This window comes from Halomonas sp. 25-S5, from assembly GCF_029889845.1.
In the GTDB taxonomy this organism is placed as follows: Bacteria; Pseudomonadota; Gammaproteobacteria; order Pseudomonadales; family Halomonadaceae; genus Halomonas.
Map to the genome: position 1 here is coordinate 17924 of NZ_JARANV010000007.1, position 24039 is coordinate 41962.

A 24039-nucleotide genomic window follows, 5' to 3' on the forward strand; every position below is an offset into this window, starting at 1 on the left:
GCCGCTTGGCCGCTTGGCCGCTTGGCCGCTTGGCCGCTTACTCCTCGACGCCCTCGTCCAGCTCCTCGGCGGCATCGGCATGGGATAGCCGCATGCCGGTAGGCGGCAGGGCGACGCCGTCCATGGTGGCATTGTCGCCCTTGAGCTGTAAGCGCCCCTCCAGGAACCAGCGCACGGCAATCGGGTAGATCAGGTGCTCACGAGCCTGGACCTTGGCCTGGAGGCTGTCTTCCGTGTCGTCTTCGGTGATGGCCACCTCGACCTGCAGGGCGACCGGCCCGCCATCCAGTTCCTCGGTGACGAAGTGCACGCTGCAGCCGTGCGTGGCCACGCCATCGGCCAGCGCGCGGGCATGGGTATGCAGGCCGGTATAGTCCGGCAGCAGCGAGGGATGGATGTTGAGCATCCGGCCCAGGAAGCGGTTGACGAAGCGCGGCGTGAGAATGCGCATGAAGCCGGCCAGCACGATCAGGTCGGGCTCGTGGCGCTCGATGACCTTGATCAGGGCGCCGTCGTAGGCGTCGCGGCTGTCGTACTCGCGATGGGGCAGGGCGACGGCATCGATGCTGGCATCCCGGGCACGCTTCAGTCCGTAGGCATCCGGCTGATTGGAGATCACCGCAACGATCTCGCCGCCCAGGGCATCATGGCGCTGGGCGTCGATCAGCGCCTGGAGGTTGCTGCCGTTGCCGGAGATCAGCACCACCACCCGCCGTGTCTCGCTGGGCTCGGGGGTGAAGGTGTTCAGGGTGTCGCTCTGGTAGTCGGTCCCGCTCATGCCTTGAGGTTCTCCAGCTGGACCTGCTCTTCGGCGTCGCTCCGCGCGGTGATCTCGCCGATGCGGTGGACCGTCTCGCCCAGGGCCTGCAGGTGAGCGCGGGCCTGATCGGCCTTGTCCGCCGGGACCACGATCACCATGCCGATGCCGCAGTTGAGCACGCGGTACATCTCCCGCTCCTCGACGTTGCCCTGCTTCTGGAGCCAGTCGAAGATGGCCGGGCGCGTCCAGCTGGAGGCGTCGATGCGTGCCGCCAGGGTCTCGGGCAGCACGCGGGGGAGGTTCTCGGTGAGGCCGCCACCGGTGATGTGCGACAGGGCATGCACCGGGATGTCGGTCTCCTTGAGCAACGACAGCAGCGGCTTGACATAGATGCGCGTGGGCGCGAGCAGGGCCTCGCCCAGCGGCCGGCCATCGAGGGCGGTGTCCAGCGAGGACTCGCTGACCTCGAGGATCTTGCGGATCAGCGAGTAGCCGTTGGAATGGGGGCCGGAGGAGGCCAGGCCCAGCAGTACGTTACCCTCGCCGACCTGCTTGCCGTCGAGGATCTGGGATTTTTCCACCACACCGACGCAGAAGCCGGCGAGGTCATAGTCGCTGCCCTCGTACATGCCGGGCATCTCGGCGGTCTCGCCGCCCACCAGGGCGCAGCCGGCCTGCTCGCAGCCCTCGCCGATACCGGTCACCACATCGGCGGCGATATCCACGTCCAGCTTGCCCGTGGCATAGTAGTCGAGGAAGAACAGCGGTTCGGCGCCGGCCACCACCAGGTCGTTGACGCACATGGCCACCAGGTCGATGCCGATGGTGTCATGGCGGCCGAGGTCCATGGCCAGGCGCAGCTTGGTGCCGACGCCGTCGGTGCCGGAGACCAGTACCGGCTCCCGGTAGCCGGTCGGCAGCTCGCACAGGGCCCCGAAACCGCCCAGGCCGCCCATCACCTCGGGGCGAGACGTGCGTTTGGCGACGCCCTTGATACGGTCGACCAGGGCATTGCCGGCATCGATGTCGACCCCGGCGTCCTTGTAACTGAGCGATGCTCCGCTCGGGGGATGGGTGGAATCGGTCATGACGCTTCCTGTAGGAGAGTGGCCGTCGCGATGCCTGCTGCACAGGGCGACGCACAACGTTGGGGTACGGATTGTAGCATCACGGCGCGCGGCTGGCAGCCTGCCGGCCGCGCCGACACAGGGAGGGGGCGATGCACAGGCAGTGGTGGGTGATGGCCGCGGTGGCGGCACTGGGGCTGTGGTTCCTGGTCAGTATCGAGCCGGTGCTGACGCCCTTTTTCGTCAGCATGATCCTCGCTTACCTGGGCGACCCCCTGGCCGATCGCCTCGAGGCTCATGGCCTCTCGCGGCGCCTGGCGGTCTCGCTGGTCTTCCTGCTGCTTTCGCTTGCCATCGTGCTCACCCTGCTGCTGGTGGTGCCGATACTGGGCCGCCAGCTCGGCCAGTTGATCGAATCGCTGCCGGCGGTGCTCAACTGGCTGCAGCAGACCGTGGTGCCGCGCATTCAGTCGCTGACCGGCATGGACCTCTCCACTGATATCGACCAGATGCGCCAGGCGGTCGTCGACAACTGGAAGGAGACCGGGACCTTCGCGGCCAGCCTGCTGGCCCAGGCCTCGCGGTCCGGCCTGGCGCTGGTCGCCTGGATCGGTAACCTGGCGCTGATCCCCGTGGTCACCTTCTACCTGCTGCTGGATTGGGACATCCTGGTCGCCAAGGTGCGCGGCTCGCTGCCGCGCAGCTGGGAGCCCGCTGCAGTGCGCCTCGCCGGCGAAGGCGACGAGGTGCTGTCCGCTTTCCTGCGCGGCCAGCTGATCGTCATGCTCTGCCTGGGGATGATTTACGCGCTGGGGCTGACCCTGCTCGACGTGCGCTTCGGCCTGCTGATCGGCCTGCTCGCGGGCTTGGCCAGCATCGTGCCCTATCTCGGGGTGATCGTGGGCATCTCCGTGGCGGGGGTGGTCGCGTTCTTCCAGTTCGGCGACTGGCTGATTCTGCTCGGCGTCGCGGCGGTGTTCGGTTTCGGCCAGCTGGTCGAGAGCGTGATACTCCAGCCCAAGCTGCTCGGCGACAAGATCGGCCTGCATCCGGTGGCCGTGATCTTCGCCGTTCTGGCCGGTGGGCAGCTGTTCGGTTTCACCGGGGTGTTGCTGGCACTGCCCGTGGCGGCCGTGGTGATGGTGGTGTTGCGTTATCTCCACGAGCACTATAAAAACAGCACTCTGTATGACGCCGGACGTCAACGTACCCACGACGAGGAGTCGCCATGAGTCGGGCACCCGCGCAGTTGCCGCTGGGCGTGGGGCTGCGCGATGACGCTACCTTCGCCAACTTCCACCCCGGGCCCAATGCGACCCTGGTCGATCGGCTCGTGCACCAGCTCGACGATGACGGCGAGCCCTTCCTCTATGTCTGGGGCGCCTCCGGCACTGGTCGTAGCCACCTGCTGCAGGCCGCCTGCCATGCGGCCTCCGACCGTGACTGTCGAGCGCTGTACCTGCCGCTGGCGGAACTCGGTCACTTCCCGCCGCTGATGCTCGAGGAGATCGAGCGCCTGGACCTGGTGGCGATCGATGACCTCGAACGCGTGGTGGGGCGCAAGCGCTGGGAGGAGGCGCTGTTCCACGCCTTCAACCGCCTGCGGGATGCCGGCAAGCGACTGGTGATTGCCGCCGAGGCGCCGCCGCGACAGCTGCCGGTGAAGCTGCCCGACCTGGCCTCGCGACTCACCTGGGGCATGACCTTCCACCTGCAGGGGCTGGATGACGCCGGGCGCCTGACAGCGCTTCAGCTGAGGGCGCGGAGGCGTGGCATGCAATTGCCTGACGAGGTGGCTCGCTACATCCTGCATCGCGGGCCGCGACGCATGGATGCGCTCTTCCAGACCCTGGAGGCCCTGGATCGTGCCTCGCTCTCCGCCCAGCGCAAGCTGACCATTCCCTTCGTCAAGCAGGCGCTGGGCTGGTAGCCGCATTACCCTCTGTCAACGACTGAGCTCGATGCTGCGTGACTGGCCGTTGCCCAGGCTGACCTGGTGAATGACCACGCGGGTCTTGCCGGTGGAGGGATCTTGCCCGCTGCCCGAGACATAGAACTCTCCGGCGGGCAGGCCCTCGAGGCGGAAGTCGCCATTGCCGTCGGTGCGGGTGGTGTGGGTGTACGCGCGGGCCCGGGGATCGGCGGGCTCCACGGCGCGGCCCGCCAGGGCCTGCTCCGCGGCCTCGGCCGAGTAGGTGGTCACCGGTGCGACCGAGACGCCCGCGTTCGCCACCGGGCGTCCTCCCAGCAGCAGGCGACCACGGATTGCACCGCTGCCGCTCTTCTCCAGCGCGGCATACTCCTCGGCGGGGAAGGCCACCTGGCGGGCGACCCGTCCGGTCGTGGCAGGGCGATCGGCCCGTTGGGTCTCGCGTGGCGCCTCCATGCCGCGCTCGATCACCTCGACGCGCTGACGCTCACCGGCGGGATAGCGCGGCTCGATGATCTGACAGCCGGCCAGCGAGAGTCCCAGCAGGGCGGGAAGTATCCAACGTGTCATCTGCAGTCTCCCGGGTAGTGGACGATGCCCCGTGCCCGGTGAGCATAACGCAAAAGGGCCGCCGATCATCGATCGGCGGCCCTTCATACGTTCAAGCAAGCGCCGGCAGGGCCGGCGCCGTCAGGCTTACTTGGCTGCCTTGGTGGCAGTCTCGGTTGCCTGCTTGACGTTGTCTTCGGTCAGCTTCTGGCTCTGCTGGACGAAGTCCTGCTGCAGGGAGACGACCTTCTCGGCGTCGCCCTTCAGGCGCTCGGTCAGGTCCTTGGCGACCTTCTGCTGGCCTTCCATGTAGGTGCGCAGGCCTTCGGCATCTTTCACGTTCATCAGGCTGCGCAGCTGCGCCATGCCAGTGTCGGTGTAGGCCTTGCCGGCGTCCAGCTGGGCGTTGACCAGCTTCTCGGTGTAGTCCACGGACAGGGCAGCATAGGTGCGAGCCGGGCCGAAGAACATGGATTCGAACTGTTCAGTGAACTGCTTGGTGTCGAAGTTTTGCATCGTAAGTCCCTCCCAGGGATTTCGGATCAATTCGAAGGCCGTGGCGGTCTGCCGATGCCTTCTGCGTCTCTGTTGCAATGCACAATAGCAGAGCAGTTTGTGCAGTGCAACATTCTTTCTATGTCATCTCTATTGAAGTTGCCCCGAGCGAGGGCCACGCCGGGGGCAGGCCGAAGAGGAGGTCTCTTGCAAGGGCGTCCGCCGGACGCCATGTTGAGGAGAGCAGCATCCATCCCGAACACGAGGAGCCCGACATGAGCGACCATCGCATCGAGCGTGACAGCATGGGCGAGCTGGAGGTGCCGAGGGAGGCCCTCTACGGAGCCCAGACCCAGCGGGCCGTCAACAACTTCCCGGTCTCCGGCCAACCGATGCCCACGGCCTTCATCCACGCCATCGCCCGCATCAAGCTGGCGGCGGCAAGGGTCAACCGTGAGCTGGGCCTTCTCGACGCCGCCCGGTCCCGAGAGATCGTCGCGGCCGCCGAGGCGATCCTCGCGGGGCATCTCGACGACCAGTTCCCGGTGGATGTCTTCCAGACCGGCTCCGGCACCTCCAGCAACATGAACGTCAACGAGGTGATCGCCAGGCGGGCCAGCCGCGACGGGGTGGAGGTCGGTGCCAACGACCACGTCAACATGGGGCAGTCGAGCAACGACGTGATACCCACGGCGATCCATGTGTCCGCCGCGCTGGCGGTGACCAGCCAGCTGCGTCCGGCACTCGAGCACCTGCGCGAGACCATCGACACGCGCGCCGCGGAGCTCGATGACGTGGTCAAGACCGGTCGTACCCATCTGATGGACGCCATGCCGCTGCGCATGAGCCAGGAGCTGGGGGGCTGGTCGAGCCAGGTGGGGCAGGCCATCGAGCGTCTGGACAGCGCCCTGGTGCGGCTCTGTCGCCTCGCCCAGGGTGGCACGGCGGTCGGGACCGGCATCAATGCGCATCCCGAGTTCGCCGAGCGCATGGCGAGCGACCTGAGCGAGCAGACGGGGCTGTCGTTCTCGCCCAATGACAGTTTCTTCGCGAGCCTTGCCTCTCAGGATGCGGCGGTGGAACTTTCCGGACAGCTCAGGGGCCTGGCGTGCGTGGTGATGAAGATCGCCAACGACCTGCGCTGGATGAACTCCGGGCCCCTGGCCGGCCTCGGCGAGATCGAGCTCGAGGCCCTGCAGCCCGGCAGCTCGATCATGCCCGGCAAGGTCAATCCGGTGATCCCCGAATCGGCTGCCCAGGCCGCCGCCCAGGTGATCGGGCTCGACACGGCGGTCACGGTGGCCGGGCAGAGCGGCAACTTCCAGCTCAACGTGATGTTGCCGCTGGTGGCCAGCAACCTGCTGACCTCGATCACCCTGATGACCAACACCACGCGGTTGCTGGCCGATCGCGCCATCGCCACCTTCAAGGTGCGTGATGACCACCTCGCGGGGCCGCTGGCACGCAACCCCATCCTGGTCACGGCGCTGAACTCGGTGATCGGCTACGACGCCGCGGCGGCCATCGCCAAGCACGCCTACCAGGCGGGGCGGTCGATCATCGAGGTGGCCGAGGAGCAGACCGACCTGTCCCGCGCGGAGCTCGAACGCCTTCTCGATCCCGCCACGCTGACGCGAGGCGGCGTCCCGGAGTAGGGCGCACGCCGCGCCGGGCGCAGCTCGGCATGACGCTGGGGCACCAGTGCGGTGCCGTTGAGCTTGATCGAGCCCGAGGTGGGCGCCACCAGGCGGTCGATGCAGCGGCGCATGGTGTGGTGCATTGTCGGATATCGACATCACCGGCGGCGACGATTGATGTCGAAGCACGCCTTCCTGATCCGGAGTTCGTGACAAAACCATGTCAAACACTTTCCCCGCCGCGTCAGGCCATCGACACAACCGCTACCTGTTGATGCGCCACGGTCACAGCCAGGCCAACCAGCAGGGGCTGATCATCGGCTCGCCGGAACGTGGTCTGGCTGGCTTCGGTCTCTCGGCCATTGGCCGCGAACAACTCGAAGAGCTGCTGGCCGACTGGTGCTGGGCGACGCCCGGACGGGTCCTGCACTCGGACTTTCGTCGCACCACCGAGACGGCCGAACGCATCGCGCGGCACTTCGGCCTTTGGCTCGAGACCGAACCACGACTGAGGGAGCGCCACTTCGGGGCGTTCGAGGGTGAGGGAGACGACCGCTATGCTGAGGTCTGGGCTCGGGATGCCGATGATCCGGCGCACCGGCATGCCGGCGTCGAGGCCGTGGTTGATGTGGCTGCACGCATGGCGGGTCTGGTCGATGAACTGGAGCAGCGCCATGCGGGGGAAACGATCCTGCTGGTCAGTCACGGGGATCCGTTGCAGATCCTGCTGACGGCCCTGGAAGGCCGCGAGCTGAGCCGGCACCGCGAGCGGGCGCCGCTCGCGCCGGCCAGCATCACTGTCCTGTGATCATGTGTGAGAGTGACGCTTGACCCGTCAGCTCAGGCGGTGCGTCGCGGTTGGGATCGAGCCGCGTCGGGACGCACTCTGGCGGGCGCTTCCACAGGATGAGCGTGTCGGCTCCCCGGATGGCCGAGCCGCTCGTCCAGGTACACCGCCAGGCGCCGCGTCTCGGCGGTGGTGAGGCGCAGGGCCAACTTGGTGCGCCGCCACAGGATGTCCTCGAGGGATCGCGCCCATTCCTGCTCGACCAGGTAGACCACCTCGGCAGCGGTCAGTCCGGCGCCGAACGCCTGGCCCAGGGCCGCCTGGGAGTCTCTGCCATCCAGGAATTCCCGGCATAGCGAGCCATAGGTGCGGGCAAAGCGCCGGGCCTGGGCGGCATCCAGGAAGGGATAGGCCTCCAGCAGTTGCGTCTCGAAGGTGGCCGGGTCACCGATGTCGCCGCCCGGTAGCGGTGTCTCGGCGGTCCAGGGCTTGGCCATCGTCGGCAGGTGGGGTTCGAGCGCCGCCAGGGCGGCCTCGGCAAGCTTGCGGTAGGTGGTGATCTTGCCGCCGAAGACCGACAGCAGGGGTGCACCACGGGTATCCAGGTCGAGGGTGTAGTCGCGCGTCATCGCCGAGGGGTCGGCCGATTCGTCGTCGCACAGCGGGCGCACGCCGGAGAAGGTGCGGATCACGGCGTCCCGCGAGAGTTGGGTGCGGAAGTGGGCGTTGACGACCGAGAGCAGGTAATCGATCTCCTCCTCGCTGGCCTCGACGCGCGACGGATCGCCCGTGTAGCGCCGGTCGGTGGTGCCGATCAGGCTGAAGTCTTCCTCGTAGGGCAGCACGAAGACGATGCGCTGGTCGGTGTTCTGGAGGATGTAGGCTCGCTCGTCGTGGTTCAGGCGAGGCACGACCAGATGGCTGCCCTGGATCAGGCGCACGCCATAGCGCGATGGCCTCTTGGCCTGGCGGCGCACCACCTGCTCCACCCAGGGGCCGGCGGCGTTGACCAGTGTCCGGCAGCGGCGGGTCAGGCGTTGGCCGGAATCGACCTCTTCGAGTTCCACTTCCCACTGGCCGTCCACCTCGCGGGCGCCGATACAGCGTGTGCGGACCCGGATCTCGGCCCCGTTGTCGCGGGCCTGGATAGCATTGAGCACCACCAGGCGGGCGTCATCCACCCAGCAGTCCGAGTACTCGAAGCCACGGGTGATGCCGGGGGCCAGACCCTGGTTCGCGGTGAGCCTGATACTTCGTGATCCGGGAAGCTTCTCGCGCTTGCCGAGATGGTCATAGAGGAACAGGCCGGCACGCAGCATCCAGGCCGGACGCAGGTGGGCACGGTAGGGGAGGATGAAGCGCAGCGGCCAGATGATGTGGGGGGCCTTGGCGAGCAGCACCTCACGCTCGCGCAGTGCCTCGCGCACCAGGCGGAATTCATGGTGTTCCAGGTAGCGCAGGCCGCCGTGGATCAGCTTGCTGCTGGCCGAGGAGGTGGCGCCCGCGAGATCCCCCTGCTCGCACAGGCCGACCGACAGGCCACGCCCGGCTGCATCGTTGGCAATGCCGGTGCCATTGATGCCGCCGCCGATCACGAAGAGGTCGAGGACCCCATTCGACTCGTCGCTCATGGAATCTCCCCGCCCGGCTCTCCCGGGCCTCGATGATGTTTGATATCGAAAATAGACGAAAACAAAACGAACATCAAGGCGCCGGCGTGGCGCGACATCAGGCGATATGCAGCGCCACATCGTGCTGCGTCAGCTGACGCAGGATGGCCTCGGGTGGCTCGCGGTCGGTGAACAGGGCGTCGAGCTGCGCCAGGTTGCCCTGGCGGACTACCGGGTTGCGCTGGAACTTGGAGTGGTCGGTGGCCAGGAAGACCTTGCGGGAATTGCGGATGATGGCCTGGGCGACCCGTACTTCCTGGTAGTCGAACTCCAGCAGGGAGCCATCCTCGTCGATGCCGCTGATGCCGATGATGCCGTAGTCGACCTTGAACTGGTTGATGAAGTCGATGGTCGCCTCGCCGATGATGCCGCCATCGCGAGAGCGGACCTGGCCGCCGGCGATGATCACGTTGAAGTCCTCCTTGTGCTGGAGGATCGCCGCCACATTGAGGTTGTTGGTGATCACCTCCAGCCCCTGGTGGTCGAGCAGCGCCTCGGCGATCACCTCGTTGCTGGTCCCGATGTTGATGAACAGCGACGAGTGGTCGGGAATGTGACGAGCGAGCAGGGCGGCGATGCGCTGCTTGGCCTCGAGGTTGAGGGTCTTGCGGGTCGAGTAGGCGGTGTTCACCGTGCTCGACTCCAGGCCCGCGCCACCATGAACCCGGCGGATGCGTCCTTCGGCGGAGAGGGTGTTGAGGTCGCGACGGATGGTCTGGGGGGTGACCGTGAAGTGCTCGGTGAGCTGCTCGATGCTGGCATAGCCCTGGCGACGCACCAGTTCGATGATGGCGTCCTGGCGTTGCTGCTGGTTCATGGGATCTCCTTGGCTTCCCGGATTCTACGACATCGTTTCGGCCGATGCAGGAATGGGGCCGTGCATCTCAGGGTTGTTGAACTTGCAGGACCTAGAGGAGCGCTGGGAACAAGCCGTATAGGAGGTCCTACGCCAGGGATGGCGTCGGTAGCGCCCAGGGAGGGGTTCACAGCGCCTCCTGGAGGCTTGTTCCCAGATCAGCTCCGAGCCCAAAGAGCTAACTGCAATGGCTCTGCGGTGCCTACTTCTCCATCCAAAGTCGTAGTGGCTCCGGCGTGCGGATGTTTGAGCGGGGCGATCGGCTGGAGTAGTCTGGATGATCATAAACGAACATTAGCGTTTAAAAGCGAAATCCGCACGCCACTACAACCACAACAGGATGCTTGCCATGGCTTCATACCTTCTGGCCATCGACCAGGGCACCACCAGTTCCCGCGCCATCCTCTTCGATCGCCAGGGGCGCAGCGTCGCCTCGGCGCAGCGCGAGTTCCCGCAGCACTTTCCTCATGATGGCTGGATCGAGCATGACCCGGAGGATATCTGGGAAACCGTGCTCACCACCTGCCGCGCAGTGCTCGAGGAGACGGGCGTGGCGCCCGAGGAGATCGCCGGGGTCGGCATCACCAACCAGCGCGAGACCACGGTGCTGTGGGATCGGGCCACCGGGGAGCCATTGCACAACGCCATCGTCTGGCAGGATCGTCGCACCGACGAGGCGTGCCGGCAGCTGCGCGAGGCGGGCCACCTGGAGGGCGTCCAGGCGCGGACGGGGCTGTTGATCGACCCCTACTTCTCGGCCACCAAGCTGGCCTGGCTGCTCGAAGAGGTGCCCGAAGCCCGGGCGCGGGCCGAGCGGGGAGAACTGGCCTTCGGCACCGTGGACAGCTTCCTGATCTGGCGGTTGACCGGCGGCCGGGTCCACGCCACTGATGCCACCAATGCCTCGCGCACCGCCTTGTTCAATATCCATGAGCAGCGCTGGGACGAGGCGTTGCTGGCCCTGTTCGACATCCCGGCAAGCCTGCTGCCCGAGGTCAAGGATTCCAGCGATGACTTCGGCCACGTCGATGCCCGCTGGCTGGGGAGCGAGTTGCCCATCGCCGGGGTGGCCGGTGACCAGCAGGCCGCACTGGTCGGGCAGGCCTGCTTCTCGCCCGGCATGGGCAAGAGCACCTACGGCACCGGCTGCTTCATGATCGTCAACACCGGGGAGACCGCCGAGACTTCCCGTAATCGCCTGCTGACCACGGTGGCCTATCGGCTGAACGGCAAGCCGACCTACGCCATGGAGGGCAGCATCTTCGTGGCCGGGGCCACGGTGCAGTGGCTGCGCGATGGCCTGAAGCTGTTTGCCGATGCCGCCGAGACCGAAGCCCTGGCATGCCAGACGCGCAGCGGTCACAGTGTCTATCTGGTGCCGGCCTTTACCGGTCTCGGGGCACCGCACTGGGACCCCAAGGCGCGCGGTGCCATCTTCGGTCTGACCCGCGACACCGGTATCGCCGAGATCGTCGCCGCCGGCCTCCAGGCGGTCTGCTACCAGACCCGCGATCTGCAGGTCTGCATGGATGATGACATGTCGGCATCGCCGGGCATTTTGAGGGTCGACGGTGGCATGGTGGCGAACAACTGGGTGATGCAGTTTCTCGCCGACATGCTGGGCGTCCAGGTGGATCGGCCTACGGTGCTGGAGACGACGGCCCTGGGGGCGGCCTACCTGGCCGGTCTCAGGCTTGGCTGGTATCGCGACCTCGAGGAGATCGCCGAGCTGTGGCGCTGCGAGCGGCGTTTTACGCCGCAGATGGACGAGACGGAGCGCGAGCGGCTCTACAGCGGCTGGAAGGAGGCCGTCGAGCGGGTTCGCACCCAGTAGCCCTTGGGCTTCAGGCACGGTGCCGCGCCCTTGGGGTCTGACCCCGAAGATGCATATTACGCCAACCCTCTGATACTACTGAGCAGTAAACGACCTGGGGGTCAGACCCCAAGGGCTACGCCGAGCTCTCGCAGCAGCCATCAGAGCTTGCATTTCCGGGGCGGATGCGTAAAATGCGCATCCGTTGCCACGGCGAAGTGATGCCGCAGCGGTGAGGCAGGACCATAGCTCAGTTGGTTAGAGCGCCACGTTGACATCGTGGAGGTCGGCGGTTCAAATCCGCCTGGTCCTACCAGATCCAGATCCCGCCCGGTGACGCCAGCTTCAGGACCATAGCTCAGTTGGTTAGAGCGCCACGTTGACATCGTGGAGGTCGGCGGTTCAAATCCGCCTGGTCCTACCAGATACCGAAATGCCCCCGCAGCCCTTGGCTGCGGGGGCATTTTTCTTTATTGGGTGTCGGTTTTCGCGATGAACACCGCCACCAGCCGCTCGATGCCCGCATGGTCGGTGTCGCTGAAGCGGTCCCGCCTCGGGCTGTCCAGGTCCAGTACGCCCCACAGTCGGTCATTCACCACGATGGGCACCACCAGTTCGGCCCGGGAGTCCGCATCGCAGGCGATATGGTCGGCGACGGCATGCACGTCCGCCACGCGCTGGGTCTCGCGCGTGCGGGCGGCGGCCCCACAGACGCCCTTCGAGAAGGGAATGGGGTGGCAGGCCGGCTTGCCCTGGAAGGGGCCCAGGCAGAGCAGGTCGGGCTGGCGGTGCAGGTAGAAGCCGACCCAGTTGAGGTCGGGCAGTTCCTGCATCAGGAAGGCACAGGTCTGGGCGCTGTTGGTCAGCCAGTCGCGGCTGTCGAGCAGGGCCTCGAGCTGGCGGGCCAGCAGGGGATAGTCCGGGGTCATGGCGGCGGCTCCTTTAACGAAAGGGGCCGGCACAGCGGCCGGCCCCGAACTCATGAATCTTCAGATAGCTGGATAGGGAAATTATTTCACTTCCAGCCGGGCACCGCCTGCGGCCCGAAGAGTTCTTCCGCCTTGGCCTCGACCTCCTCGGTCTGGTAGGCCTCGACCAGCTGCTGGATGGCCTCGCGGTCCTCGTCGCCGCCGCGCACCACGATCAGGTTGACGTAGGGAGACTCCGGGCCTTCCTTGATCAGAGCGTCGTCCAGGCTCAGGCCGGCTGGCTGGGCGAAGGTATTGTTGATGAAGGCCATGTCCACGTCGGGCAGCACCCGGGGCAGCTGGGCGGCCTCGATCTCGCGGAAGTCGAAGTCGTGGGGGTTCTCGGCGATGTCCAGCGGGGTGGCTTCCAGGAACGTCGGGTCCTCGAGCGTGATCAGCCCCTCGTTGTGCATCAGGATCAGGGACCGTCCCTCGTTGGAGGGATCGTTGGGCAGGGCGATGGTGGCGCCCTCCGGTAGCGCCTCGATGCTGTCGTATTTCTCGGAGTAGGCGCCGATCGGGTAGACGAAGGTGTAGCCGGCGATGGCGAAGTCGTAGCCCCGGTCCTCGACCATGGAGCGCATGTAGGGCTCGTGCTGGTAGGCATTGGCGTCGAGGCTACCGTCGGCCAGGGCGGCGTTGGGTGTCACGTAGTCGGTGAACTCGATGATCTCGACCTCGAGGCCGTACTCACGCTCGGCAATCTCGGCGGCCACCTGCATGACGTCGGTCTCGGGGCCGGCCACGGTGCCGACCTTGAGGGAATGCTCCTCGGCCAAGGCGGTGCCGGCGGAGAGGGCCAGGGTGGGCAGAATAAGGGCGGAAGCCGCCAGGGTGCCGATCAGGCTCTTGCGCATGTCGTGGTTCTCCTCGTTGAAGATGTCGCAGACTCAAGGCTGATGATAGTGGAATAACCAGTAAAATTATAATGCATTCTGGTTATCAAGCCGAAAGCCTCACTTGTGGTCGCTCTTGCGGACCAGATAATCCCCCAGGCTCTGAAAGCCCTGGACCATCACCACAAGGATCACCACGGTGATCAGCATGATGGTGGGGTTGAAGCGGTTGTAGCCATAGCGGATGCCCAGGTCACCCAGGCCGCCGCCGCCCACGGCGCCGGCCATGGCCGAGTAGCTGACCAGGGTGACCGCCGTCACCGTGAGCGCCGTGAAGATGCCGCCGCGTGCCTCGGGGACCAGCACCTTGGTGATGATCTGCCACGGCGTGGCACCCATGGACTGGGCGGCCTCGACCAGGCCCGGGGGGATCTCGTTGAGGGCGCCCTCCACCAGGCGCGCCACGAAGGGGATGGCGGCGATGGTCAGGGGCACGGCGGCGGCATTGGTGCCGATCGACGAGCCGACCAGCATCCGCGTAAAGGGGATGATCGCCACCATCAGGATGATGAAGGGGATCGAGCGACCGATGTTGGTAATCGCCCCCAGCACCCGGTTGAGCGTCGGCTCGGCCAGTATCTGTCGCGGCCGGGTGACATAGAGGAGCACGCCCAGGGGGATGCCCACCAGGGCCGAGATCACCCCCGACACGCCCACCATGTAGAGCGTATCCAGGGTGGCCTTGAGGATCAGGTCAATCATCGCGCTGGACATGGCCGAGCACCTCCACCTGCAGGTCGTGGGATTCGAGATAGTCGAGGGCTTCGCGGGTCTTCTCCGCCGGGCCCATCAGTTCGGCGATCATCAGCCCCAGGGTGCGCTCCTGGATCGATTCCACCTTGGCCTGGAGGATGCTGACGTCCACGCCGCACTCCCGGGCCAGTCGCGAGATCAGCGGGGTCGAGACGGCATCGCCCGAGAAGGCCAGGCGAACCACCGGGTGGCTTTGTGGCCCGGGAGTCTCCTCGAGGCGCTCGATCAGGGCGCGCGGCGGGTCGAGCTCCAGGAAGTCATTGAGAAAATCGCGTCCCAGACGGGTGCGCGGGGCGGTGAAGAAGTCGCCCACGTCGGCCTCCTCGACCAGTTCGCCGTCGGAGATCAGACTGACCCGGTGGCAGATCGACTTGACCACCTCCATCTCGTGGGTGATCAGCAGGATGGTCAAGCCGAGCTTGTGGTTGATGTCACGCAGCAGGTCCAGGATCGACCCGGTGGTATGGGGGTCCAGTGCCGAGGTGGCCTCGTCGCAGAGCAACACCTTGGGGCGGCTGGCCAGCGACCGGGCGATGGCCACGCGCTGTTTCTGGCCGCCCGAGAGCTGTGCCGGGTACTGGTTCGCCTTGTCGGCCAGGCCCACCAGGTCAAGCAGTGGCGTGACCCGCTCGCGGATCTCGCCCCGCTTCATGCCCATCAACTCCAGCGGCAGCGCCACGTTGGCGAAGACGGTGCGCGAGGTCAGCAAGTTGAAGTGCTGGAAGATCATGCCCATGCGATGGCGAGCCTGGTTGAGCGCCGGCCCGGAGAGGGCGGTAAGCTCCTGGCCGTCCACGGTGACGGTGCCGGTCGTGGGGCGCTCGAGCAGGTTGACGCAGCGGATCAGGGTGGACTTGCCGGCACCGGAGAGGCCGATCACGCCATGGATCTGGCCCTGGGGCACGTGGAGGTCGGCATGCTTGAGGGCCGTCACGGCCGAGGCGGTGCTGCGCCGGCCTTTGGAGTAGTAGGTCTTGGAAACGTCGTGGAGTCGAATCATCGCAGCCGCCGGTGGGGCGCCGGTCGAGGGTTGGGCGGGCGGGGCAGTGGGCCGGCATAAAAAAGGCCACCCTGGTGGGTGGCCATCAACGCTGGACACACCCTTTTAGCTGCACTTCACGTCGCGGACTGCCTCGGGAGGCAGTCCGCGACGACGGCGCCCGCAATCCGGGGTCAAATCGGCGCCTTCAAAATGTAGCCGCCAATGCTAGGTTTCGAACGAACGTATGTCAATGAGAATGGGCCGCCATGGACGTCTTCCTCGCGGTTTCCTAGACTGGCCCTCTTTTCCCGACCCGGTCGCGGCTGGCCAGCACGAGGAGCGTTCATGTTCACAGGCATCGTACAGGGCACCGCCGAGGTGGTAGCCATCCATGAGGCGGAGGCCTTTCGCACCCATGTGCTGGCGCTGCCGGCAGCGCTGCGCGAGGGGTTGGTGCTGGGCGCCTCGGTGGCTCACAACGGGGTCTGTCTCACGGTCACTGCCCTCGATGGCGAGCGGGTCAGCTTCGATCTCATGCGCGAGACCCTGCGGGTGACCAATCTCGGTGCGGTGACGGAGGGCGACCGTGTCAATATCGAGCGGGCGGCACGTTTCGGCGACGAGATCGGCGGCCATGCCATGTCCGGCCATGTGATGGCGCTGGCCGAGCTGGTCGAACTCGACGAAGCCCCCAACAATCGCCGGCTCTGGTTCGAGGTGCCCCAGGCGCTGGGACGCTTCCTGTTCGACAAGGGCTATATCGGCGTGGATGGCATCAGCCTGACCATCGGGCAGGTGCAGTCGGTCACCGCGGACCATGGCCCGCGGTTCTGCGTCGATCTGATCCCCGAGACCCTGGCCCGTACGGTCCTGGTGGACCGGGTCCCGGGTGACGCCGTGAATATCGAGATCGACCCCCAGACCCAGGCCATTGTCGAGACAGTGGAGCGGGTGCTGGCAGCGCGTAGCGTGTGACACGAACGAAAAACCTGACCGTTCCGTCAAGTCTGCGTTGGTGGGCCGAGTGGCGAATGGCCCGCAAGTTGCTTAACTAGGTGGGACCGTGCTGCCTGTGGGCACCCGGGGCTATATGCAGGGAGCCTTGAACGCTCGGGGCTGATCCGGCGACAAGCCTACGGGGAGGCGCTGTGAATACCTCCCTGTACGCTACCGACGCCATCCCTGGCGTAGGACCTCCCCTGCGGCTTGTCTCCGGCGCCCCTCGCTTTCGACTGTGGCGAATGCCCAGGGTGTGTAGCCCGGGTGCCTCGCCACACACCGAGGCTTTGGGTACCATAGGCGGCTTTTCTCGCGGGCTTTCTCGCACCCAAGGACCATCGCAATGTCCACGCGCGCAGGAACGACAACCATGCTGAAACGCCTGATCGACAACCAGTTCAAGCTGGCCGAACACAACACCGATGTGAAGACCGAGGTCATCGCCGGGATCACTACCTTCCTAACCATGGCCTACATCATCTTCGTCAACCCGAGCATCCTCTCCCAGGCCGGCATGGACTACGGCGCCGTGTTCGTCGCCACCTGCCTGGCCGCCGCGGTGGGCTGCCTGATCATGGGCCTGTGGGCCAACTACCCCATCGCTCAGGCGCCCGGCATGGGTCTCAACGCCTTCTTTACCTACGGCGTGGTATTGGGCATGGGGTACACCTGGGAGGCGGCGCTGGGTGCCGTCTTCTTCTCCGGCTTCATCTTCTTCCTGCTCAGTATCTTCAGGATCCGCGAGTGGATCATCAACTCGATCCCGCTCTCCCTGCGCTTGGGCATCGCCGCGGGTATCGGGCTCTTCCTGGCGATGATCGCGCTGAAGAATGCTGGCATCGTGGTCGCCAACGAGGCGACGTTCGTGGCCCTGGGAGATCTTTCCGAGCCCGCTGCCCTCTATGCGCTGCTGGGCTTCTTCGTGATCACCGCGCTCGCCTATCTCAGGGTTACCGGGGCGGTGATGATCGGCATCCTCGGCGTGACCGTGCTGTCGATGATCCTTGGCCACAACGAGTTTGGCGGCTTCATGTCAATGCCGCCCGCCATTGCGCCGACCTTCATGGCGCTGGACCTGGCCGGCGCCCTGGATGTGGCGATGCTCAGCGTGATCTTCGCCTTCCTGTTCGTTGACCTGTTCGACACCTCCGGCACCCTGGTCGGCGTGGCTCACAAGGGCGGGCTGCTGGACAAGGATGGTAAGCTGCCGCGCATCGGTCGTGCGATGATGGCTGACAGCACCGCCTCCATGGCCGGGGCCTTGCTGGGAACCTCCACCACTACCAGCTACATCGAGTCCACGGCCGGCATTGTCTCCGGTGGACGTACCGGCCTGACCGCGGTGGTGGTGGCCGTGCTGTTTTTCGTCAGCCTGTTCTTTGCACCGCTGGCGGGTTCCATCCCGGTCTACGCGACCGCTGGGGCCCTGCTCTATGTGGCGGTGCTGATGACCAGCAGCCTGGCCCACGCCAACTGGGACGACCCGACCGACGCTGCCCCGGTGCTGATCGCCGCCCTGGCCATGCCGTTGACCTTCTCGGTCGCCGAAGGCATCGCCCTGGGCTTTATCAGCTACGCCGCGATCAAGACGCTCTCCGGGCGTTTCAAGGACCTGAATCCCGCAGTGATCATGCTAGCGTTGCTGTTTGCCGGCAAGTTCCTGTTCCTTGGCTGATCCGTATCTACCGATTGCATTCACTCACCGAGACTCCTCCCGATGAGCATCTACGGCGACTACATCAAGTCCGTGATCCGCACCGTCCCCGACTGGCCGCAGTCGGGCGTCAACTTTCGCGACATCACCCCGCTGCTGCAGAACAGTGCGGCCTTCCGCAAGCTGGTCGATAGCTTCGTGCACCGCTATCAGGAGATGGATATCGACGCCATCGCCGCCATCGATGCCCGGGGCTTCATCATCGGTGCACCGCTCGCCTACGAGCTGGGTTGCAGCTTCGTGCCGGTGCGCAAGAAGGGCAAGCTGCCGTTCCGTACCATCAGTGAGACCTATACCCTGGAGTACGGCGAGGCCGAGGTGGAGCTACACTCCGATGCGTTCCAGCAGGGGGATCGCATCCTGATCGTCGACGACCTGATCGCCACCGGCGGTACCATGCTGGCCGCGGCCAAGTTGATCACCCGCAGCGGCGGGCGGGTCGTCGAGACCGCCACCATCGTCGACCTGCCGGACCTGGGCGGGTCCCAGCGCATCCGTGAAGCGGGCTACGGGGTCTTCTCGGTCTGTTCCTTCACCGAGGACGAGTGAACGTCATGAGCACCCATCGCTACCACCAGCACTTCACCGTGTCCTGGGACCAGCTGCATCGCGACGTGCGCGAGCTCTGCCACCGGCTGATCGAGCGCGACTTCAAGGGCATCATCGCTATCACCCGCGGGGGCTTGATTCCCGCGGCGTTGATCGCCCGGGAGCTCGATTTGCGTCTGATCGATACCGTCTGCATCAAGAGCTACGAGCACATGGATCAGGGTGGCCTGGAGGTGATGAAGGGCGTCGACCACGACGGCGAAGGCTGGCTGCTGGTCGACGACCTGGTCGATACCGGACGAACCGCCAAGGCCGTGAGCGAGATGCTCCCCAGGGCCCACTTCGTGACCATCTATGCCAAGCCCGAGGGTAAGCCGCTGGTCGACCAGTACCTCACCGAGGTGGCCCAGGACTGCTGGATCCAGTTTCCCTGGGACATGGGCGTGGCCTACGTCGAACCGCTTGTCGACCAGGCGAAGCGCTGACTCATGGCCTGTCCGCTCCCCGACAGCTGGCAGCAGTGGCTGGGCGATCAGTTCCAAGCGCCCTACATGCAGTCGCTGCGCGACTTTCTGGCCGCCGAGAAAGCCGCCAGGAAGGTGATCTATCCGCACTCGGCAGACTGGTTCCGCGCCTTCGAGCTGACGCCGCTGGACCGGGTCAAGGTGGTGATCCTCGGTCAGGATCCCTATCACGGACCGAACCAGGCCCACGGGCTCTGCTTCTCGGTGCGCCCCGGCGTGCGCGTTCCCCCGTCGCTGGTCAACATCTACAAAGAACTGCAGGCTGACGTGGGCTTCCAGCCGGTGGATCACGGCAACCTCGAGCATTGGGCACGCCAGGGGGTGTTGCTGCTCAATACCTCGCTGACCGTGGAGCAGGGCAATGCCGGCTCGCATCGCGGTAAGGGCTGGGAGACCTTCACCGACCGTGCCATCGCCACGGTGAGCGAGCATGCCGAACCCTCGGTATTTCTGCTGTGGGGCAGCCCGGCCCGCAAGAAGAAGGCGCTGGTCGATACCTCGCGCCACCTGGTGCTGGAATCCCCGCATCCCTCGCCGCTCTCGGCGCACCGCGGCTTCTTTGGCAACCACCACTTTTCCCGGGCCAATGCCTTCCTGGTCGAGCACGCACGCGAGCCCATCGACTGGCAGCTGCCCACAACGCCCTAGGGCGATCCTCACTGACCTGAGCGAGGGGCGCCAGGGGCAGGCCGGAGAGGAGGTCCTACGCCATGGGTGAGGAAGACTCTTCCGAACGGGCTGGCCATGGATGGCCAGCACCGGTCCTGCAAGCGGAGCGCGACGCGAGAGCGAAGCAGGGCGTCGGTAGCGTACAGGGAAGTATTCACAGCGCCTCCTCATAGGCCTGCCGCTGGATCAGCTCCGAGCGGTGCTGCGGTGTCCTATTGCTGGATCGCGAGGTGCTCGCACAGCCTTAACCTCAACGCGGGATGCGGTTAGAATGATTGACAATTTGTCGTTGCTGTCCATCCGACGATAGTCGCCACGTACCCACCGCCGTCCAAGAGGTCCCCCATGAGCGTCCACGCCATCCAGCATCCCCTGGTCCAGCACAAGCTCGGCCTGATGCGCGAAGCCGGCATCAGCACCAAGAGCTTCCGCGAACTGGCCGGGGAGCTGGCCAAGCTGCTCACCTACGAGGCGACCAGCGACCTGGAACTGGAGACCCAGGAGATCGACGGCTGGAGCGGCAACAGGATTCCGGTGAAGTTGCTCAAGGGCAAGAAGGTCACCATCGTGCCGATCCTGCGCGCGGGGCTGGGCATGCTCGACGGCGTCACCGACCTGATCCCCAGCGCACGGGTCAGCGTGGTCGGCCTTTATCGCGACGAGGAGACGCTGGAGCCGGTGCCTTACTTTGCCAAGTTCGCCAATGACCTGGACGAGCGCATGGCCATTGTCATCGATCCCATGCTGGCCACCGGCGGCACCATGGTCGCGACCCTGGACATGCTGCGCGAGCGCGGCTGCAAGCACATGAAGGTCATCGTGCTGGTGGCGGCTCCCGAGGGGCTCAAGCGTGTCCAGGATGCCTACCCGGACATCGAGCTCTACACCGCCGCGCTGGATGACCATCTCGACGAGAACGGCTATATCGTGCCGGGTTTGGGCGACGCGGGCGACAAGATCTTCGGCACCCGCTGAACCGCGCCACTGCTCCTTCCTGACGCCTTTCGACCTGCAGGGCGACCGCCCCTGCAGGTGATCTCGGCATTACCTTCCTCACCTCCTGCTCGTCCCGGGGTCTCCTCCACGCGATGTTGCATGATGTTCGTTTTCGATCATGTGGCGACATACTCTCCCGCGTCGGCGTTTCGCCATCTCTCGTCATGGCTTGTTAGACAAAAGTTCAAGGATTGAAGAAAATAAAGTGATAACAAGATGTTGGGCGCCTCTTGGGGCGATTGTCGTGCCAGCCCTGGATGTTTTCGGTTGACGACATTTGTGTTTGAAAGCGAATATCGACTACGTTGTGTTCAGCAGTCTCCGAACCCATCACATAACAACGAACCGTCGAGATCTGTATGTCCTTGATCCTAGATAGCATCGATCATGTGGTCGGTGGCGCTACTCACATCGCGGGCGTGAACCTGGAGCTACAGCCGGGCTCCTTCAATGTCCTGCTGGGGCGGACCCTGGCCGGCAAGACCACCCTGATGCGCCTGATGGCGGGGCTCGATACCCCGACTCGCGGCCGAATCCTGATGGATGGGGAAGACGTGACCGGCCGCTCGGTGCGCAAGCGCAACGTCTCCATGGTCTACCAGCAGTTCATCAACTATCCGGCGCTCTCCGTCTACGACAACATCGCCTCGCCCCTCAAGCTGGCCAAGGTCGCGCGCGCCGAGGTCGACCGGCGGGTGCGGGCGGTCGCCGAAATGTTGCATATCGAGCATCTGCTCGATCGCCTGCCCCTCGAGCTTTCCGGCGGTCAGCAGCAGCGTACCGCCATGGGGCGTGCGTTGGTCAAGGATGCCGATGTCGTGCTCTTCGACGAGCCGCTGGTCAACCTGGACTACAAGCTCCGCGAGGAATTCCGCGACGAGCTGCGGTCGGTGTTCAGCGAACGCAACTGCATCGCCGTCTATGCCACTACCGAACCCGCCGAGGCCCTGGCGTTGGGCGGCAACACCGCCGTGCTCCACGAAGGGCGCCTGCTGCAGTATGGCCGAACGGAAGACGTCTACCACCGTCCGCATGACATCCTGACCGCGGAGATGTTTTCCGAGCCCCCGATCAACATCGTCGAGGGGATCATCTCCGGCGCCGAGGTGACCTTCGACAAGACACTGCATTTTCCCATCAACGACGACCTGCGCAGCCTGGCGCCGGGTGAGTACCGCTTCGGCGTGCGCGCCTCGCACATCTCGCTCGCGCCCCGGGCCAAGGATGACATCGAGGTGAAGATGACCGTCGACCTGGCGGAGATCAGTGGCTCCGAGACCTTCCTTCACGTGCACAACGACCTCTTCCACATGACGGTACACCTCGAGGGGGTCCACGAGTTCCGTGTCGATGCGCCCGTGACGCTCTATTTCCCGACCCACAAGGTGTATGCCTTCGACCGCCAGGGCGCGGTGGTGCATATACCGACGCACCTGGGGGGCATCTGACATGGCAGAGATCACCCTGAAATCCCTCGCCCATACCTACCTGCCCGACCCTCGCTCCCCCGAGGACTATGCCATCCGCGAGATGAATCACGTCTGGCACCAGGGTGGCGCTTATGCGCTGCTCGGGCCCTCGGGTTGCGGCAAGTCGACCCTGCTCAACATCATCTCTGGCCTGCTGGAACCCTCCAGCGGTGAGGTGCTCTTCGACGGCGAGGTGGTCAATGCCCTGCCACCCGAATCGCGCAATATCGCCCAGGTTTTCCAGTTCCCCGTCATCTACGACACCATGACGGTCTACGACAACCTGGCCTTTCCGCTGCGCAATGTGAAGACCCCCGAGGCGCGGGTCCATGAGCGCGTCATGGAAGTCGCCGAGGTGCTGGAGCTCACCGCCCAGCTCAAGCGCAAGGCCAAGAACCTCACCGCCGACGAGAAGCAGAAGGTCTCCATGGGCAGGGGGCTGGTGCGCGAGGACGTCTCGGCGATCCTCTTCGATGAGCCGCTCACCGTCATCGATCCTCAGCTCAAGTGGAAGCTGCGCCGCAAGCTCAAGGAGATCCACCAGCGCTTCGAGATCACCATGGTCTACGTGACCCACGACCAGCTCGAGGCCTCCACCTTCGCCGACAAGATCGCCGTGATGTACGAGGGTCAGGTGGTGCAGTTCGGCACGCCCAGGGAGCTCTTCGAGAGGCCCAACCACACCTTCGTGGGTTACTTCATCGGCAGCCCGGGCATGAATTTTCTGGATGTCATGGTCCGTAACGGGCGCGTGATGGCCGGTGACACCGAGCTGGCGGTCGGGCAGGGCGTCCATGACGCCGTGGCCCGTGCCCGCACCACCAACATCAAGCTCGGCATCCGTCCCGAATTCATCGAGGTGCATGCCGAGCCGGTCGAGGGGGGCATGGAGGCCCGGGTGGATCACGCCCAGGACCTGGGGACCTACTCGATCGTCTATCTGACGCTGGGCAGCATGGCCCTCAAGGCGCGTATCGAGGAGGACCAGGTGACGCCCACCGGCAAGGCATGGCTGCGCTTTCCCGACGAGCGACTCGGCCTTTACGTCGACGAATACCGCGTGGAGATCGAAAATGAATAAAGTCTATAACAATCGCGCATGGTGGTTGATCCTGCCCATGCTGCTGCTGGTGGCCTTTTCGGCCGTCATCCCGCTGATGACCGTGGTCAACTACTCGGTCCAGGACGTCTTCGATGCCAATACGCGCTTCTTCACGGGCACCGAGTGGTTCAAGGAGATGCTCAACGATCCAGCCCTGCAGGCGGCCGTGCTGCGTCAGTTTGCCTTCTCGCTGACTGTGCTGGCCATCGAGGTGCCGCTGGGGATCGGCATCGCCCTGATCATGCCCAAGAAGGGCTGGCAGGCCTCGGCCGTGCTGATACTCGTGACCATGCCGTTGCTGATTCCCTGGAACGTGGTCGGCAGCATCTGGCAGATCTTCACGCGGGGCGATATCGGCCTGATGGGCTGGAGCCTGCGTGAGCTCGGCTATGGCTACAACATCACCGCGAGCCCGGTGGACGCCTGGGCGACCATCATCCTGATGGATGTCTGGCACTGGACGCCGCTGATCGCGTTGCTCTGCTACAGCGGGCTGCGCTCGATTCCCGATGCCTATTACCAGGCGGCGCGTATCGACCGCGCCTCTAAGTGGGCCGTGTTCCGCTACATCCAGCTGCCCAAGCTCACCAACGTGCTGGTGATCGGGGTGCTGCTGCGCTTCATGCACTCCTTCATGATCTACGCCGAGCCCTTCGTGCTCACTGGCGGGGGCCCCGGCAGCTCCACGACGTTTCTCAGCCAGTCGCTGACCACCATGGCCATCGGCCAGCAAGACCTGGGGCCCTCGGCGGCCTTCTCGCTGATCTATTTCCTGATCATCCTGCTGGTCACCTGGGTGTTCTACACCGCGATCATGAACATGCAGAAAGACGACAACAACAAGGAGGCATGAC

General features: G+C 65.2%; 24 protein-coding genes, 2 tRNA genes and 1 pseudogene. 16 read left to right on the forward strand and 11 right to left on the reverse strand.

The annotated features are described in order from the left end of the window. Positions 1–37 precede the first annotated feature (37 nt). Positions 38–778, reverse strand: a complete 741-nt coding sequence (gene purN / locus OP498_RS06935; protein ID WP_280553038.1) for a phosphoribosylglycinamide formyltransferase — start codon at positions 776–778, stop codon at positions 38–40. Further along, positions 775–1848, reverse strand: a complete 1074-nt coding sequence (purM, locus tag OP498_RS06940) for a phosphoribosylformylglycinamidine cyclo-ligase (protein ID WP_280553039.1) — start codon at positions 1846–1848, stop codon at positions 775–777. The genes purN and purM overlap by 4 nt, the downstream gene beginning before the upstream one ends. A 131-nt stretch (positions 1849–1979) precedes the next feature. On the opposite strand from purM, the gene OP498_RS06945 reads away from it, so the two are divergent. Further along, positions 1980–3059, forward strand: coding sequence for an AI-2E family transporter (locus OP498_RS06945; protein ID WP_280553040.1), 1080 nt, complete (start codon positions 1980–1982; stop codon positions 3057–3059). Continuing rightward, positions 3056–3757, forward strand: a complete 702-nt coding sequence (gene hda / locus OP498_RS06950; RefSeq protein WP_280553041.1) for a DnaA regulatory inactivator Hda — start codon at positions 3056–3058, stop codon at positions 3755–3757. Before OP498_RS06945 ends, hda begins: the two co-directional genes overlap by 4 nt. Before the next feature lie 15 nt (positions 3758–3772). On the opposite strand, the gene OP498_RS06955 is transcribed toward hda, so the two are convergent. Together OP498_RS06955 and OP498_RS06960 are read right to left on the reverse strand one after the other, a co-directional pair. After that, positions 3773–4327 carry a carboxypeptidase-like regulatory domain-containing protein gene (locus OP498_RS06955; RefSeq protein ID WP_280553042.1) on the reverse strand — a complete coding sequence of 185 codons (555 nt, stop codon included), beginning with the start codon at positions 4325–4327 and terminating at the stop codon, positions 3773–3775. 126 nt (positions 4328–4453) lie between these two features. Next, positions 4454–4822 (reverse strand): phasin family protein, encoded by a 369-nt coding sequence (locus OP498_RS06960; RefSeq protein ID WP_280548088.1) that lies wholly within the window; start codon positions 4820–4822, stop codon positions 4454–4456. A 254-nt stretch (positions 4823–5076) separates the two neighbouring features. On the opposite strand from OP498_RS06960, the gene OP498_RS06965 reads away from it, so the two are divergent. Beyond that, entirely contained in the window at positions 5077–6456 is a 1380-nt protein-coding gene (locus OP498_RS06965) for a class II fumarate hydratase (protein WP_280548087.1), read from the forward strand. Between the two features lie 5 nt (positions 6457–6461). Here the strand turns inward: OP498_RS06965 and OP498_RS06970 are convergent. After that, positions 6462–6572, reverse strand: a pseudogene (locus tag OP498_RS06970) (phosphonate ABC transporter ATP-binding protein); the annotation flags it as partial. 86 nt (positions 6573–6658) lie between these two features. Here OP498_RS06970 and OP498_RS06975 point away from each other — a divergent pair. Further along, positions 6659–7246, forward strand: coding sequence for a histidine phosphatase family protein (locus OP498_RS06975; RefSeq protein ID WP_280553044.1), 588 nt, complete (start codon positions 6659–6661; stop codon positions 7244–7246). A 32-nt stretch (positions 7247–7278) separates the two neighbouring features. Here the strand turns inward: OP498_RS06975 and glpD are convergent, their stop codons facing one another. Together glpD and OP498_RS06985 are read right to left on the reverse strand one after the other, a co-directional pair. After that, on the reverse strand, positions 7279–8856 hold the full coding sequence (gene glpD, locus OP498_RS06980) for a glycerol-3-phosphate dehydrogenase (RefSeq protein WP_280553045.1): 1578 nt from the start codon (positions 8854–8856) through the stop codon (positions 7279–7281). Positions 8857–8953: 97 nt separating this feature from the next. Then, positions 8954–9712 (reverse strand): DeoR/GlpR family transcriptional regulator, encoded by a 759-nt coding sequence (locus OP498_RS06985; protein ID WP_280548077.1) that lies wholly within the window; start codon positions 9710–9712, stop codon positions 8954–8956. A gap of 388 nt (positions 9713–10100) precedes the next feature. On the opposite strand from OP498_RS06985, the gene glpK reads away from it, so the two are divergent. The 3 genes from glpK to OP498_RS07000 all read left to right on the forward strand — a co-directional run bounded on the left by glpK (position 10101) and on the right by OP498_RS07000 (position 11988). After that, on the forward strand, positions 10101–11585 hold the full coding sequence (gene glpK, locus OP498_RS06990) for a glycerol kinase GlpK (protein WP_280553046.1): 1485 nt from the start codon (positions 10101–10103) through the stop codon (positions 11583–11585). Positions 11586–11803: 218 nt separating this feature from the next. Then, positions 11804–11880 (forward strand) — tRNA-Val (locus tag OP498_RS06995). A 31-nt stretch (positions 11881–11911) separates the two neighbouring features. Further along, positions 11912–11988: transfer RNA gene (locus OP498_RS07000), tRNA-Val, on the forward strand. Positions 11989–12034: 46 nt separating this feature from the next. On the opposite strand, the gene OP498_RS07005 is transcribed toward OP498_RS07000, so the two are convergent. From OP498_RS07005 to OP498_RS07020, 4 genes are all read right to left on the reverse strand, one after another. After that, positions 12035–12493 carry a GAF domain-containing protein gene (locus OP498_RS07005; protein WP_280548075.1) on the reverse strand — a complete coding sequence of 153 codons (459 nt, stop codon included), beginning with the start codon at positions 12491–12493 and terminating at the stop codon, positions 12035–12037. Positions 12494–12579: 86 nt separating this feature from the next. Next, positions 12580–13389: a MetQ/NlpA family ABC transporter substrate-binding protein gene (locus tag OP498_RS07010; RefSeq protein WP_280548074.1), complete on the reverse strand. Its 810-nt coding sequence runs from the start codon at positions 13387–13389 to the stop codon at positions 12580–12582. A 99-nt stretch (positions 13390–13488) separates the two neighbouring features. Continuing rightward, positions 13489–14142 (reverse strand): methionine ABC transporter permease, encoded by a 654-nt coding sequence (locus OP498_RS07015; protein ID WP_280548073.1) that lies wholly within the window; start codon positions 14140–14142, stop codon positions 13489–13491. Then, a complete protein-coding gene (locus tag OP498_RS07020; protein ID WP_280548072.1) occupies positions 14123–15181 on the reverse strand; it encodes a methionine ABC transporter ATP-binding protein in 1059 nt (352 codons plus the stop codon). Before OP498_RS07020 ends, OP498_RS07015 begins: the two co-directional genes overlap by 20 nt. A 327-nt stretch (positions 15182–15508) precedes the next feature. Between OP498_RS07020 and OP498_RS07025 the strand changes: the two genes are divergently transcribed. The 9 genes from OP498_RS07025 (at position 15509) to OP498_RS07065 (ending at position 24038) form a co-directional block, all read left to right on the forward strand. Next, positions 15509–16138, forward strand: a complete 630-nt coding sequence (locus OP498_RS07025) for a riboflavin synthase subunit alpha (RefSeq protein WP_280549532.1) — start codon at positions 15509–15511, stop codon at positions 16136–16138. Between the two features lie 394 nt (positions 16139–16532). After that, a complete protein-coding gene (locus OP498_RS07030; RefSeq protein ID WP_280553047.1) occupies positions 16533–17837 on the forward strand; it encodes an NCS2 family permease in 1305 nt (434 codons plus the stop codon). 42 nt (positions 17838–17879) lie between these two features. Further along, a complete protein-coding gene (locus tag OP498_RS07035; protein WP_280549522.1) occupies positions 17880–18425 on the forward strand; it encodes an adenine phosphoribosyltransferase in 546 nt (181 codons plus the stop codon). Between the two features lie 5 nt (positions 18426–18430). Then, positions 18431–18910 carry a xanthine phosphoribosyltransferase gene (gene gpt, locus OP498_RS07040; RefSeq protein ID WP_280549517.1) on the forward strand — a complete coding sequence of 160 codons (480 nt, stop codon included), beginning with the start codon at positions 18431–18433 and terminating at the stop codon, positions 18908–18910. Between the two features lie 3 nt (positions 18911–18913). Then, positions 18914–19597 (forward strand): uracil-DNA glycosylase, encoded by a 684-nt coding sequence (ung, locus tag OP498_RS07045; RefSeq protein WP_280553048.1) that lies wholly within the window; start codon positions 18914–18916, stop codon positions 19595–19597. A 366-nt stretch (positions 19598–19963) separates the two neighbouring features. After that, complete coding sequence (gene upp / locus OP498_RS07050) at positions 19964–20593, forward strand: uracil phosphoribosyltransferase (RefSeq protein WP_280549513.1); 630 nt, start codon at positions 19964–19966, stop codon at positions 20591–20593. 380 nt (positions 20594–20973) lie between these two features. Beyond that, on the forward strand, positions 20974–22062 hold the full coding sequence (locus OP498_RS07055) for an ABC transporter ATP-binding protein (RefSeq protein WP_280549512.1): 1089 nt from the start codon (positions 20974–20976) through the stop codon (positions 22060–22062). Position 22063: 1 nt separating this feature from the next. Then, a complete protein-coding gene (locus OP498_RS07060; RefSeq protein ID WP_280549511.1) occupies positions 22064–23164 on the forward strand; it encodes an ABC transporter ATP-binding protein in 1101 nt (366 codons plus the stop codon). Further along, positions 23157–24038: a sugar ABC transporter permease gene (locus OP498_RS07065; RefSeq protein WP_280549509.1), complete on the forward strand. Its 882-nt coding sequence runs from the start codon at positions 23157–23159 to the stop codon at positions 24036–24038. The genes OP498_RS07060 and OP498_RS07065 overlap by 8 nt, the downstream gene beginning before the upstream one ends. The last annotated feature ends 1 nt before the right edge of the window (position 24039 follow it).